This window comes from Psychrobacter sp. UBA3068, from assembly GCF_002366815.1.
GTDB classification, from domain to species: Bacteria; Pseudomonadota; Gammaproteobacteria; order Pseudomonadales; family Moraxellaceae; genus Psychrobacter; species Psychrobacter namhaensis.
Window position 1 is genome coordinate 45,511 of sequence record NZ_DFBY01000019.1, and the last position, 13,702, is coordinate 59,212.

Here is a 13,702-nt window from a genome sequence, read left to right on the forward strand (position 1 = left end):
TACTATGCTCCTGATTGTTTTGCCAGTGCGTTTAGCTGACAAGTAAGTGCTGTTCTACAATAGTTGCCAATAAACGAGCAGCGACTTTACAGCTGCGGTTATCAACATCAAAGGTAGGGTTAATCTCGGCAATGTCTGCCATTTTTACTTTATTTGATGCCATGATACGTTTGACCATGCGCTCAACGAAACTGAGCTCAATACCATAAGCGGCTGGCGCACTGACACCAGGGACGACGCTGGAGGGGAGACAATCCATATCAATGGTCATATAAAGCACATCCACCTGACTGATAAAAGTATCAATCTGCTTAGCCAAGCTCTCCCAAGGCTGATAATGGCAGTCTTCGTCACTGATGACCTGTACGCCTAATTGCTCGGCGCGATCAAAGAGGGCGGCGGTATTCGAAAACCGACTGACCCCAATGCAGCAATAATGAAACGGCTGATCATGGGTATCAAGGTGCTCAGCAATTTGGCGAAACGGCGTTCCTGAGGTGGCTACATCCGACTGGCGAATATCCAGATGCGCATCAAAATTAATAATCCCGATCGTAGGTGTTGTCCTCGTGACGGTTTTACTATTTATAGCGCTCTCATTAGTATCATCATGCCTCTTCGTTAACGCCTGCCACAACCCCAAAAAACTGCCATAAGCGATGGCGTGACCACCGCCAAGTCCGATGGGTAGGCCGCCTTGTTTAATAATGTGGCTGACCTTATTGGCATACGTGGTTTGGGCCGCCTCAAGGACGCTCGCCGCAAAATCATCATTGTCATGACAGTGGATATCGCCTGCATCACCTAATAAGGTTGGCAATTGACCATCAAAGCGTTGTTGTAACTCTTTGATGACAGGTAGCGCAGCAAATGCCTGACGGATGAGTGGCGGTGCTGCTCTTGCACCCACGCGCCCTTGATTGCGTCTGACACCTTGGTCACAAGCGAAACCAATCAGCCCAACAGGTTGCTGTTCATAAGGCTCGGCAAGTTGATACCAATAGCGGGCGCGAGCAGTTTCAAATGGCTCTGCCCTTCCTGTCCATCGATTCATATCGGCGACAGTGTGGCTAACAGTTGCGATGGTCATTGTCGATCTCCTTAGCATAAGCTCAATGAGCCTTTATTTTGACTCATACCAATTACTGCGCAGTGCTTGCCAGTGCTCAGTCAGCGTGCCATCTAATACCAGCTGTTTGGCTGCTTCGATATCAGGCGCTAGGTAGCGGTCTTTGTCATAAAAAGCCACTTGCGCGCGCAGTTTTTGATGCGCGGTCGTCAACATCTCTGAAGTTTCTAGGCCACGATGAAAGTCGATCCCTTGTCCAGCCGCCAATAGCTCAATACCGATAATGGTGGCGGTGTTTTGCGCCATCTCGTATAGGCGGCGCGCGCAATAGGTCGCCATCGATACATGGTCTTCTTGGTTGGCAGAAGTCGGAATACTATCGACACTGCCGGGATGCGCGATGGATTTATTTTCTGAGGCCAGCGCTGCTGCTGTGACATGGGCAATCATAAAGCCTGAGTTCACCCCAGCATTATCAACCAAGAATGGCGGTAGTCCACCGGATAAAGTCGCATCAATCAGCAAGGCCACACGGCGCTCAGACATAGAACCAATCTCGGCGATTGCCAAGGCTAAAGTATCCGCGGCAAAGGCAACGGGTTCAGCATGAAAGTTACCCCCTGAGATGGCAACAGGGCCGTCTTCATTATTAAAAATGAGTGGGTTATCGGTCACGGCATTGGATTCAATGAGTAAGGTTTTGCCAGCTTGATTGATGATATCAAGGCAAGCGCCCATCACCTGCGGCTGACAACGCAAGCAGTAAGGATCTTGTACTCTATCGTCTTGCTCGCCATCATGCGAGGCGCGAATGGCACTGCCTTTGATGAGCTGACGGTGTGCTTTGGCGATTTCAATTTGACCATGATGGCCACGTACTTCATGAATACGGGCATCAAATGGCGAGTCTGAGCCTTTGGCCGCGTCAATAGACATGGAGCCGACGATGGTCGCTGTTTCAAGCAGGTCACGCGCTAAGAAGTAGCCACGTAGTGCGAGCGCCGTTGAGACTTGTGTACCGTTGATGAGGGCGAGACCTTCTTTGGCCGCTAGAGTGATTGGTTCAAGTCCGTGCTGGGCCAAGGCGTCGGCCGCGAGGACTTTTTTACCATCAACATAAACATGGCCTTCACCCATCATGGCAAGCGTCATATGGGATAGAGGTGCCAAATCACCAGAGGCACCAACTGAGCCTTTGGCAGGGATATTGGGGGTAATTTGGTTATTAATTAAGCCGAGTAAGCTATCGACCACAGCGCGTCGTACGCCAGAGACCCCTTGCGCTAGGCTGGCAACTTTCATCACCATAATGAGGCGAACCACACTGTCTGGCAGCGCCTCGCCCGTACCCACTGAGTGCGACACGATCAGGTTACGCTGTAGCAGCTCAAGCTGGTCATCACTAATACGGGTCTTTGCTAACAGGCCAAAACCAGTATTGATACCATACGCGCTTTTGTCACGCGCAATGATGGTCTGTACATCTGCGTGTGACGCATCTATCGCCTCATAAGCACTATCAGGCAGGGTCAGCACCACAGGCTGCTCATAGATATCGCGTAGCATCTCAAAGCTAAGCTTACGCGGGTGTAGTGTGAATTTTTTGATATCAGTCATGGGGGTAATCCTAATTTTATAAGCGATAGTAGTGATTTGCTATCTATACAGTGGTTGCAGGTATGGTATCTCAGTTTTTTGTCCAATCTGGTGTTTCTTATCCAATCCAATTTAGGTACATGGCCAGCTGTCCAAATGCGGCAGCCAGTAAAATACTGAGAACCACGCGCTCAAACCAAATGATGACCATTTTGCCAACAGAGACTGGGATTTCGGTTGCCAGTACACACGGAATCATGGCAGAAAAAAACAGCACACTGCTAATGGAGATAACGCCTGCCACATAACGTGTCAATATATCGGCCTCACTGAGTAATAAGGCTGGCAAAAACATCTCCGCCAATCCTGCTGACATACCTTTGGCAGCCACCAGCGGCTCGGGTAACCCGCCAAGCCATGTAAAGGGGTAGAGTAGCAAACCTAATGCGTCAAACACTGGCGTGTATTTGGCCAATAGTAGTCCTGTTAAGCCCACAGCGATAATGGAAGGCACAATCGCCGCTGCCATGGTGAGACCGTCACGAAAGTTCGACCATAAAATCTGTTTGAGATCTGTTGCGCGACGCAACGTCGATAAACCCAAATCAAACGCTGCTGCCAGTCGTGTGCCACGTGTATGGTCGAGGTCGGGACGCTCAACCTCATCATCAAAAAGGCTGATCGGCGGAATACGGGCGGTAATGGCAGTGACAATAAAGGTAATCACCAATGTCGACCAAAAGAACACATTCCAAAATTCCATCAGACCGAGCGTTTTTGCCACAATCACCATAAACGCGGCTGAGACGGTCGAAAACCCCGTGGCAATGATAATGGCTTCACGCGCTGAATACTGCTTTTGCAGATACACGCGATTGGTGATCAGTAGACCAATAGAGTAGCTACCCACAAAAGACGCCACCGCATCGATTGCCGATGACCCCGGCGTTTTCCAGATAGGTTTCATAATGGGCTGCATAAGAACGCCAACCATCTCTAACAAGCCGAAACCGACGAGAAAGGCCAAAATTAACGCCCCAAGCGGCACAATCATGCCGACGGGTAAGGCCAGTTTTTCAAATAAAAACGGCAGCATGTCGGTTTCCATCATAACGGCAGGCGCAGTACCGGTAATATACATCACTGCTAGTATGAGACCGATGACTTTGAACACAGTCATAATCATATGGGTGATGTTTTTGCGCCATGAGCCATCTATAAATGGCTTACTAACCCCATAAAGCATCAATAAAAATAGCAAGGTGACAGATAACGTGTGCTGCTGATTCACTAAGTAGGTCGCGCCATGATCGAACAAGATCGTGCTTTTTTCACCAATGGTAAACGGCACGAAAAACATAATTAAGCCAATGGCACTAAACACAACAAGCTGTATCAGCGCCACAGGTTTGGACAGTAGTTTTTCTGGTGGGGGTGGCGCTGCCGCAGCGCCGATCGTGGTAGCCGTATTTTGCTCGATCATGTTATCCTCCTTGATAAACGGTTTTAGATGATCTACTTAATCATCGGCAGGTTTAGACCATACTCTTTAGCGGTTTTGATGGCGAGCTCATAACCTGCGTCTGCATGACGCATAACCCCTGAGCCGCAGTCATTGACCAGTACGCGTGCTAAGCGTTTGGCGGCCGCATCCGTACCATCAGCGACGATGACCATGCCAGAGTGCTGCGAGTAACCCATCCCAACGCCGCCACCATGATGCAATGATACCCAAGTCGCGCCGCCTGCGACATTGAGCATGCCGTTCAATAGCGCCCAGTCAGATACCGCATCTGAGCCATCTTTCATGCTTTCTGTTTCGCGGTTGGGGCTAGCAACCGAGCCTGTGTCTAAATGGTCACGACCGATGACGATAGGGCCTTTTAGCTCACCATTTTTGACCATCTCGTTAAAGGCGAGGCCTGCTTTGTCACGCTCACCTAGACCCAACCAGCAAATACGCGCAGGCAAACCTTGGAATTGAATACGCTCTTTTGCCATGTCAAGCCAACGATGGACATGGGTGTTTTCAGGGAACAGCTCTTTGATTTTTTGATCGGTTTTATAAATGTCTTCTGGATCACCTGATAGCGCCACCCAGCGGAACGGGCCTTTGCCTTGGCAAAACAGCGGGCGAATGTAAGCGGGGACAAAACCGGGGAAATTAAAGGCGTCTTTAACCCCTTCATCAAACGCCACCTGACGGATGTTGTTGCCATAGTCGGTTGCAGGAACCCCCATCGCTTGCAGATCTAAAATCGCCTGTACGTGTGTGGCACAAGAGGCCGCGGCTACTTTGGTGAGGGCTGCGTGTTGCTCAGGGTCTTCTTGAGCGGCTTTCCATTCTTCAACCGTCCAACCACTTGGCAGATAGCCATTGATCAGGTCATGGGCTGAGGTCTGATCGGTGACCAAATCAGGCTTGATTTCACCTGCGTGGGCACGTTTGACCATCTCAGGCAATATATCTGCGGCATTACCAAGTAGCGCGATGGATATGGCTTCACCAGCAGCCGTATGCTGTTTAATCAACTCATAGGCGTGGTCAAGATCGTCCGCTTGCTTATCGACGTAACCGGTGCGCAAACGAAAATCGATACTAGATTGTTGGCATTCGATGTTTAGAGAAGTCGCTCCAGCAAAGGTCGCGGCTAGTGGCTGCGCACCGCCCATGCCACCAAGACCCGCGGTTAAAATCCAACGTCCTTCCCAGCTGCCATCATAGTGCTGACGACCCGCTTCGACAAAGGTTTCATAAGTACCTTGAACGATGCCTTGCGTACCGATATAGATCCAGCTACCAGCAGTCATCTGACCGTACATAAATAAGTCTTTGCGATCGAGCTCATTGAAGTGCTCCCACGTCGCCCAGCGCGGTACAAGGTTGGAGTTGGCAATCAAGACACGCGGCGCGTTTTCATGAGTCTGGAAGACACCAACCGGTTTACCTGACTGTACCAATAATGTCTCGTCGTCTTCTAGCTCTTTGAGAGACGCTAAAATTTGGTCATAGCTTTCCCAGTTACGCGCAGCACGTCCGATACCGCCGTAAACCACCAGACTTTTTGGGTTTTCAGCGACATCAGGATGCAAGTTATTTTGTAGCATGCGATAAGGAGCTTCGGTCAGCCAGCTCTTGCAGTGAAGTGTACTGCCAGTGGGGGCGGCAATATCACGACTCTCATCACGGCGGGTGAATTCAGCGTTGTTACTCATTCCGTTCTTGGTAGTCATGCTCGGTCCTTGTGATTGTTTATAGAGGGGTTGTTTACACAGTTTTTAGAAAGGTTATTTGGTACAATGAATAAGTTGTATATACAAATTATCAAAGATTATTTTTTCATGCAAGGATTTTTTTATTGATGCCCTCATTATTTTTGTGATCGATTTAGCAAATACCGAGCGCTTTGGGGTATTGGCTGAGGCTTGTGGCGCAGTCTCATGATATTATGGCGTTATTCTTACTAGCAGAACTGACGGTTAAAGACGGATATGAAAAAAACGATACCGGCGTATCAACGAATAAAAAACGCCATACTAGACAATATCCACTCTGGTAAATGGCAAGCGGGCAATGCGATTTCTACAGAAATGGCACTGGCTGAGGAGTTTGGAGTGTCGCGGATGACGGTCAACCGCGCCTTAAAAGAGCTAAGCGCGGAGCGGGTGCTGGAGCGTCGGCAAGGGTCGGGGACATTTGTCGCACAGCAACAGTTCAATCACACCTTTGTGGAGGTGCGTAATATCGCGCAAGACTTAAAGTCGGCCAATCGTGACTACGAAGCGAAGGTTGTGAGCAAGCGTGCGGTGACGGCTGATATGCTCGATGAGGAGCTGCGACGTAAATTTGATATAGATAAAGATCATGGCGTAGATAACAGCAGTCATGCGCCCGTGCTATATGAGGTAAAAATCATCCATTTTGCGGATGGTCAGCCCATCCAGTTCGAAGAGCGCTGGGTCGACGCCCATAAAGTCCCAGAATTTATGGCGCAAGATTTTAGCGTGGTCAATACCAGTGAGTATTTAATTGCCAAAAGTCCATTAGAGCGGGGCAGCTATACCATTCGAGCAATAGCAGCACCTGACGAGATCGCCCGTTTTTTACAAATCGCACCGCAGTCGCCGACCCTAGTGTTGCGTCGCCAAACCTACTCGGCAGGTCAAGTGTTGACCTTTGTCAAAATGTGGCATGCTGGTGATCGTTATCAATTCTCAGGCGAACTGTAAGCACCTGACGCACGCTCACGGTTTTTGTACGTTTATTCTCACTTAAGTGCGCTATAGTCGTTTTAAGTGAAGAACAATACCGTGCATCTGAGATGAATGGTTCGCAGCCTCTGTTTGGCCGAGTGTTTAGGACGTTCTAATCCATTGGCGCTAAAGTTAAAAAACTGCCTAAAACTGCCTAAAACGGTCTAAAAGTTCACAATTAATGTAAAAATAGCATTGAAAAATAGGCTGTGTATCCTCAAATCGGGCAGCCAAAGCCAAATATTGTAGGACAAATATGTGTTTTAATATCTGTCTTGGCGGGTTTTATTCTTATTTGCTGGTATTTATACACGCCGATTTACTCATTCACTCTTATAAGGACGTCTTATGAAACGTCGTACTCTTTTAGCCCTAGCCGCCAGTACACTGTTACTTGCTGCTTGTGGCCAGTCTACTAGTGATACCGATAACAATACGACGGATAGTGCTGCGACAGGCGGTTCGGACTTGCTGCAACGTATCAATAATGGTGGCACCATCAACGTTGGTACAGAAGGGACGTATCCACCGTTCACTTATCATGATAAGAGTGGAAAACTCACAGGCTATGATGTCGAAGTCACGCGTGCGGTTGCTGATAAGTTGGGCGTTGATGTTGAGTTTAAAGAAACCCAGTGGGATGCCATGCTGGCAGGTTTGGATTCAAAACGCTTTGATATGGTGGCCAACCAAGTCAGCTTGACCACGCCTGAGCGTAAAGCGAAGTATGACAAAGCCATGGCTTATAGCTGGTCCGGCGCGGTGGTCTTAGCCCCAACTGATGACAATCGTTATGGCTCTTGGGAGGACTTAAAAGGTCTACGCACTGCGCAATCACTCAGCAGTAACTATGGTGAGCTGGCAGAACGCTATGGTGCAGAAATCGTCCCTGTCGATGGTATGGCACAAGCAATCCAATTGGTCAAACAAGACCGTGCTGACTTTACCATGAACGACAACCTTGCTGTGTTGGATTATCTAAAAAAATTCCCAGATGCGGCGCTTGAGATTAAGTTGACAGCGCCTGCGAGTGAGCAGCGTGGTTCAGGTTTGGTGCTCATAAAAGGGGACGATGCCGTTGTAGCAAAACTGGATGAAGCGATGGCAGAGTTGGCGGCTGATGGTACGCTCACCAAACTTAGTGAAGAGTTCTTTGGTGCTGATGTAAGTCAACAAAAATAATGTCAGGGTCTATCATGCCAGCTTCTATTATGTCTGTGTCGTGGTTTGCGGATTTATTGGCATTATTGCCGTTCATGAGCCCTGATCGGGCGCAGATTGTTATCTCGTCTTTTTGGCCCATGCTCAAAGGTGGTATCTATTATTCGATACCACTGGCATTGATCTCGTTTGTCATTGGTATGGTGATTGCGCTGACAGTGGCGCTGATTCGTATCGTTCCGCGGGCAGGCTGGTTTCATGAGATTGTTTACAGACTGGCGCGTATTTATGTGTCCGCCATTCGCGGGACGCCCATGCTGGTTCAACTGTTTATTATCTTTTATGGGCTGCCAAGTGTTGGCGTCAAGCTTGACCCCTTTCCTTCGGCGATTATTGCCTTTTCGCTCAATATTGGCGCTTATGCGTCAGAGACAGTGCGTGCCTCAATTTTGTCTATTCCAAAAGGTCAATGGGAGGCAGGCTCGACCGTTGGTTTGACGTACTTACAGACCTTTCGTCATGTCATTTTGCCACAAGCACTCAGAGTATCGGTGCCGCCTTTATCCAATACGTTTATTAGTCTGGTAAAAGACACCTCATTGGCGTCATTGGTGTTGGTGACTGAACTGTTTAAGCAAGCGCAGATAATCACGGCGCGTAACTACGAGTTTATGCTGGTCTATACCGAAGCGGCGATTATTTACTGGGGTATCTGTCTATTCTTAACCTTTATCCAAGGTAAGCTTGAAACCCGTCTTGATCGTTACGTGGCAAAATAGCGGGATGGCTCACCTTTCAATATTTTAATTATTCCATAGTTTCAGCATCCTTTGTAGCACAGGAACCTTTATGATCAAAGTCACTAATATCCACAAAGCCTTTGGGAGCAATCAAGTGCTCAAAGGCATCGACTTGACGATTCATAAAGGGAAGGTGGTCGTCATATTAGGGCCATCCGGTTCGGGTAAAACCACTTTTTTGCGTTGTCTCAATGCGCTTGAGATCCCGGATCAAGGCGTTATTGCCTTTGATGATGGCAGCTTAACCGTTGATTTTGCCACCAAACCTAAGAAAAAAACCTTACTGGCGCTGCAACGTAAGTCGGGTATGGTTTTTCAGTCTTATAATTTGTTTCCGCACAAAACAGCAATCGAAAACTTAATGCTTGGTCCTACGGTGGTACAAGGGCAGAGTAAAGCGCAAGCCCGTGAGCAGGCATTAGTGCTGCTGGATAAAGTAGGGTTGTCTGATAAAGCGGATCTCTATCCGTTTCAGTTATCTGGTGGTCAGCAGCAGCGTATTGGCATTGCCCGTGCGCTTGCTATCGAACCGTCGTTATTACTGTTTGATGAGCCGACGTCTGCACTTGATCCAGAGCTGGTACAAGATGTTCTTGAAACCATGAAGCAGCTGGCCTCTGAAGGCTGGACGATGGTGGTGGTGACTCACGAAATCAACTTTGCCCGTGACGTGGCGGACCATGTGGTGTTAATCGAAGACGGTCATGTGGTTGAAGAAGGCAGTGCTAAGCAATTGTTTGAGGACTCAAAACACCCAAGAACGCAGGCATTTTTACAGCGTATCGAGCAGTAATCCGCTTAAGCCAAGTCGCATGGTTGAGCAAATCACTGATGCATGGATCCTTGATATGTACGGTCAATCTTGAAAAAAGAAAGCCCCAACTGTGCTGGCACGGTTGGGGCTTTTTGATGAAAGCGGCTATAGAGGCTTTCTAGGTAGTAAGACCGCCTGACTAAGATTTTTGCCGTCTTTTTAGCCACCGTGGTACGCGAGTTGTGCTGCCATTTAGTACCGCATTCAATAACGCGGCTAACAAAATTAACACCACGCCCAAATATTGAATCAACGACAGAGATTGATGGAGTAGTAGGATCGCAAGGGCAATCGCGGTCAACGGCTCAAATATAGTAAACACCGATGCACGAGTGGCAGGGAGCTTTTCTAACGCTTTCATATAGAGTGCAAAGGGCACAACGGTGCCAACCAAAGACAGTCCCAAGGCGTAGCCCCACGTGTGCAATGGTAAAGTCAATAACTGCTCATAAGTGTGATAGGTTTCTGGTAGTAATAACAGCACGCCAGCACTGATGATAATAGAGGTAAAAAACACCAAAGGTGCCGGGTGTGCGTAGTGCATGGCGCGCTTGCCCAGTACCCCGTATAAGGAGTAGCACATACCGGATAGTAGCCCTAATATAATCCCCCAGTTTATCTGCGCCTCATCGCCTAACATCGTCAAGCCGACACCAGAGACTGCCATGAGTGCCAATAATGCTGACTGCCGCGTAATGGTTTCATTGAGTAAAAAGGCTGAAAACAATAAGCTAAAAACTGGGGCCGTATACAGCAAGGCAACGGCAGGGCCAGCGCCGACATAGATCACAGCAAAGAAATAGCATACCGACATACTCAGGACACCTATCAAAGATTGAAGCGCCAGCCCAAGCCATTGTTTTGGTCGGAGTTTGACAAGATGTGGCCACAGCTTGGGTAGCATAACTAAAACAAGCAACGCGGCAGTGACGATGCGTAAGATGGTGATTTGCCAGCCACTAAAGCCGATCTGGTTGAGGTAAGTCGAAAAGATACCTAAAGTACCCCAGCAGATTGCTGCTGTAATGATCTGAATGGTGCCGATCCATGACTGCCGCGCTGCCGTTGCGCTGTGGGAGTTTGCCATATCCTGTCTCTTGTTTTTACTTGAGTGTCGCAATGCTCCACGATGTTATAAACGGTTTCAGTCCTCTAAGACACGACTGAAAACCACACTAAAATAAGAAAAAAGACAACCCGGTTGAGGGCTGCCTTTTACACGTTTTTTCAGTGTCTCATTAAAGCGTTAATCAAGTCTTAACGCAAGTCCGTTTGGTCTAAAATCTGCGTATCATGTTTTGAATGGCAGTCTGCTCTTTATTGGCCTTTAACATCACGTTTTAAAATTTGAATGTCTCGTTTTATACCTGCAATAAAAAATTACTTAGCAAACGCTTAGCGCCTTCGGTGGCAAAAGATTCTGGGTGAAACTGTACGCCTTGAATCGGGTAGTCTTTGTGCGCCAGTCCCATTATTTCATCACCAGCCAATGCCGACTCAGCCAAGCTTAGCTCTGTACGCGCATCATTGGCGACGACGGCAGTGACGGTTAGGCAGTCCGGTAGCGTGTCCGCTTGTACCATTAAAGAATGATAGCGCATGATTTCAACCTCTTGTGGCAATCCTTGATAGATGCCTTCACCATTATGGCGAATCGCTGAAACCTTGCCGTGCATCGGTACACTGGCACGGACCACGTCGCCGCCAAACACATGCGCAATACCTTGCATACCTAAGCAAACGCCCAATATGGGTGTTGTTTTACCCAGTGTTTCAATCACGTCTGCACAAATACCAAAATAGGCGGGATCATCAGGTGCACCAGGGCCAGGTGAGATGATGATACGGTCAAGATTCATCGCCTGCACCTCTGCTAAAGTCACCTCGTTATTGCGTTTAACGATGACGTTGGCAGCTTTACTCCCGTCCATTGTCTGCAAAATCTCACCGATATATTGGTAAAGATTAAAGGTAAACGAGTCGTAATTATCGATAATTAAAACATTCATGGGTTATAAACTCTTTAATAAAATATAGTCAATTTACGGATGCATAAAACTGTCTAACACCACTTTCATCGCCGACAGTTTACGCTGAATCTCTACATATTCATCCGCTGGATTGGAGTCATAAACATTGCCACCGCAGGTTTGCGCGTAAGCTGACTCGCCGCTGATAAATAAGCTGCGGATGGGAATGGCAAAGATACAATCCCCATTAAAATTAAAGGAACCGATTGCCCCGCCATAGGCGCCGCGACCATCCGGTTCTAACTCATTGATGACTTTGATGGCTTCCACCTTGGGCGCGCCTGACAGGGTGCCGGCGGGGAAGTTGCTCGCGAGGGCGCTAAACATATCTTCGTTAGGGTGTAAGATGCCAACGATTTCAGAGGAGATATGCTGTACGTGTGAGAAGCGTTTGATGTCCATTAAGCTACGTACTTTTACGGTGCCAAACTGTGCCACGCGGCCAATATCGTTGCGATGCAGGTCGACCAACATATTGTGCTCAGCAATCTCTTTAGCATCATTAAGTAAGGCGCGGGCGAGCTGACGATCTTCGACCACATCAACGCCGCGCTTGGCAGTACCAGCTAGGGGATAGGTTTCCATCTCACCTTGACGCAAGCGAAAAAGCAGCTCAGGGGAGGCTCCGATGATGCACTGCTGGGCAAATTTCATAAAGTACATATGCGGTGATGGATTGACCGTTCGCAGTTTTTCATAAATGGGCATCTTGTCACCAGTAATACGGTATTTAGATTTAAAACCCACCTCGCATTGAAATATACGTCCAGAGATAATGTCTTCTTTTACTTGCATGACGGCCCGGGCATGCTCCTCTTGACTCATGCCATCACCCAAAAATTCAACCATGGGTGGCTCATAGTTTGGTGTTGGCGCATCAAGTAAGGCTTTGATTTGCTCGATACGGTTGTCTTGCTGAGCGGTGGGATAATAAAAATAGAAAATCTCACCGGTCATCTTATCAAGCGTTAAGCCATCCAAATACACGCCAAATTTAAATGGCTCAAAGTCATCGCTGGCTTTGGCATTGAGACTCGGCTCAAAAAAATTCACACTGTCGTAACCCAAATAACCGACCAGACCGCCACTTTGGTCACGAGCAATGACGTGCTGCGGCGTAATCTTGCGCAGTAATTGATAAGGATTTTCGGTTTGATAGTGGCGTGTTTCAGCCGTTTTATTGTCAGTGATGGCAAGGGTGGTGCGATCTAGAGCGGCAACGGTCATGACAGGATCAAAACCAATGGCGTGGTGACGTGATATGTGACTCTCTTCGCCTAGTGATTCGAGCAAATAACACGTCTCAAAAGCCCGCTCAATACGTTTAAACAAAGCAAAAAAATCAATGTCTTGCGTGAGTTTAATGCGCTTCGGTTTGCTGGGAATATCAATAGGCGCAGGTTGGCTGTGCTGGGGCGTCGTAGAAATCATAACAAAATCCGAAATCATGTAAATGGGTGTCAGCTAAAAAGAAGAAAAATGTAGACAGAGTGCTTGCGTGCTTCAAGAGCCTTGCCTATGGGTCGCGAGCAAGGCACTGACGTCATGACTTTGCATGGCTTTAGCGCCTCGCGAGACCGTGGCAATACCGACGCCTAACTGCTCAGCTATATCACGCTGGGTTGCACCGCACTCTAACAAGTCAAAAATACGGATACGATTGGCAATCTCGTGTTGCTCTTTGTCCGTCAATAGCGCCCTGAATAGCACTTCGATATCGGTGCTGTCATGACAATTTGCTAAATGTTTTAATAAACTGTGATAGGGGTTAGTACTCATAATAGGTGTTCTTCATAAAAGAAAAAAATAGAGCGCTAGTCATTAGCTTGTTTCAGTATTCTAGTACAATAGTACATAAAAAACAAGTCATGAAAAAGGACACTCGTAATCTACCATAATAAAACCGCTTATCCCTCACAAATGAGTGCCACTCTACAGCTTCAAAAACAAAAATCATCACGCCCCTAACGCTAACTAG

General features: G+C 47.9%; 12 protein-coding genes. 4 read left to right on the top strand and 8 right to left on the bottom strand.

Features of this window, described 5'->3' with window-relative positions:
- Positions 1 to 31: 31 nt before the first annotated feature.
- From hutG to hutU, 4 genes are all read right to left on the bottom strand, one after another.
- A complete protein-coding gene (gene hutG / locus B2P60_RS04400) occupies positions 32 to 1,090 on the bottom strand; it encodes a formimidoylglutamase (RefSeq protein ID WP_286739650.1) in 1,059 nt (352 codons plus the stop codon).
- 33 nt (positions 1,091 to 1,123) lie between these two features.
- The gene (gene hutH, locus B2P60_RS04405) at positions 1,124 to 2,686 is read right to left on the bottom strand and encodes a histidine ammonia-lyase (protein ID WP_286739652.1); all 1,563 of its coding nucleotides are present in this window, start codon (positions 2,684 to 2,686) and stop codon (positions 1,124 to 1,126) included.
- Between the two features lie 97 nt (positions 2,687 to 2,783).
- Entirely contained in the window at positions 2,784 to 4,148 is a 1,365-nt protein-coding gene (locus tag B2P60_RS04410) for a YjiH family protein (RefSeq protein WP_286739653.1), read from the bottom strand.
- A 32-nt stretch (positions 4,149 to 4,180) separates the two neighbouring features.
- Entirely contained in the window at positions 4,181 to 5,881 is a 1,701-nt protein-coding gene (gene hutU, locus B2P60_RS04415) for a urocanate hydratase (protein ID WP_286739721.1), read from the bottom strand.
- A gap of 276 nt (positions 5,882 to 6,157) precedes the next feature.
- On the opposite strand from hutU, the gene B2P60_RS04420 reads away from it, so the two are divergent.
- The 4 genes from B2P60_RS04420 (at position 6,158) to B2P60_RS04435 (ending at position 9,673) form a co-directional block, all read left to right on the top strand.
- Entirely contained in the window at positions 6,158 to 6,895 is a 738-nt protein-coding gene (locus B2P60_RS04420) for a UTRA domain-containing protein (protein WP_286739654.1), read from the top strand.
- Positions 6,896 to 7,267: 372 nt separating this feature from the next.
- Positions 7,268 to 8,101, top strand: coding sequence for an amino acid ABC transporter substrate-binding protein (locus B2P60_RS04425; protein WP_286739655.1), 834 nt, complete (start codon positions 7,268 to 7,270; stop codon positions 8,099 to 8,101).
- 74 nt (positions 8,102 to 8,175) lie between these two features.
- Positions 8,176 to 8,859, top strand: a complete 684-nt coding sequence (locus B2P60_RS04430; RefSeq protein ID WP_230710734.1) for an amino acid ABC transporter permease — start codon at positions 8,176 to 8,178, stop codon at positions 8,857 to 8,859.
- 70 nt (positions 8,860 to 8,929) lie between these two features.
- A complete protein-coding gene (locus B2P60_RS04435; RefSeq protein WP_198333953.1) occupies positions 8,930 to 9,673 on the top strand; it encodes an amino acid ABC transporter ATP-binding protein in 744 nt (247 codons plus the stop codon).
- 160 nt (positions 9,674 to 9,833) lie between these two features.
- Here the strand turns inward: B2P60_RS04435 and B2P60_RS04440 are convergent, their stop codons facing one another.
- The 4 genes from B2P60_RS04440 to B2P60_RS04455 all read right to left on the bottom strand — a co-directional run bounded on the left by B2P60_RS04440 (position 9,834) and on the right by B2P60_RS04455 (position 13,503).
- Complete coding sequence (locus tag B2P60_RS04440; RefSeq protein ID WP_286739659.1) at positions 9,834 to 10,781, bottom strand: DMT family transporter; 948 nt, start codon at positions 10,779 to 10,781, stop codon at positions 9,834 to 9,836.
- A 274-nt stretch (positions 10,782 to 11,055) separates the two neighbouring features.
- Entirely contained in the window at positions 11,056 to 11,703 is a 648-nt protein-coding gene (locus B2P60_RS04445; RefSeq protein WP_286739661.1) for an anthranilate synthase component II, read from the bottom strand.
- 33 nt (positions 11,704 to 11,736) lie between these two features.
- On the bottom strand, positions 11,737 to 13,155 hold the full coding sequence (locus tag B2P60_RS04450) for an anthranilate synthase component I family protein (protein ID WP_286739663.1): 1,419 nt from the start codon (positions 13,153 to 13,155) through the stop codon (positions 11,737 to 11,739).
- Between the two features lie 72 nt (positions 13,156 to 13,227).
- Positions 13,228 to 13,503, bottom strand: coding sequence for a Trp family transcriptional regulator (locus tag B2P60_RS04455; protein WP_198333957.1), 276 nt, complete (start codon positions 13,501 to 13,503; stop codon positions 13,228 to 13,230).
- Between the last annotated feature and the right edge of the window lie 199 nt (positions 13,504 to 13,702).

Excerpts from the sequence above, each read along its gene's own strand:
- hutG (WP_286739650.1), bottom strand. The coding sequence starts at position 1,090 with ATGACCATCGCAACTGTTAGCCACACTGTCGCCGATATGAATCGATGG.
- hutH (WP_286739652.1), bottom strand. The coding sequence starts at position 2,686 with ATGACTGATATCAAAAAATTCACACTACACCCGCGTAAGCTTAGCTTT.
- B2P60_RS04410 (WP_286739653.1), bottom strand. The coding sequence starts at position 4,148 with ATGATCGAGCAAAATACGGCTACCACGATCGGCGCTGCGGCAGCGCCA.
- hutU (WP_286739721.1), bottom strand. The coding sequence starts at position 5,881 with ATGAGTAACAACGCTGAATTCACCCGCCGTGATGAGAGTCGTGATATT.
- B2P60_RS04420 (WP_286739654.1), top strand. The coding sequence starts at position 6,158 with ATGAAAAAAACGATACCGGCGTATCAACGAATAAAAAACGCCATACTA.
- B2P60_RS04425 (WP_286739655.1), top strand. The coding sequence starts at position 7,268 with ATGAAACGTCGTACTCTTTTAGCCCTAGCCGCCAGTACACTGTTACTT.
- B2P60_RS04430 (WP_230710734.1), top strand. The coding sequence starts at position 8,176 with ATGAGCCCTGATCGGGCGCAGATTGTTATCTCGTCTTTTTGGCCCATG.
- B2P60_RS04435 (WP_198333953.1), top strand. The coding sequence starts at position 8,930 with ATGATCAAAGTCACTAATATCCACAAAGCCTTTGGGAGCAATCAAGTG.
- B2P60_RS04440 (WP_286739659.1), bottom strand. The coding sequence starts at position 10,781 with ATGGCAAACTCCCACAGCGCAACGGCAGCGCGGCAGTCATGGATCGGC.
- B2P60_RS04445 (WP_286739661.1), bottom strand. The coding sequence starts at position 11,703 with ATGAATGTTTTAATTATCGATAATTACGACTCGTTTACCTTTAATCTT.
- B2P60_RS04450 (WP_286739663.1), bottom strand. The coding sequence starts at position 13,155 with ATGATTTCTACGACGCCCCAGCACAGCCAACCTGCGCCTATTGATATT.
- B2P60_RS04455 (WP_198333957.1), bottom strand. The coding sequence starts at position 13,503 with ATGAGTACTAACCCCTATCACAGTTTATTAAAACATTTAGCAAATTGT.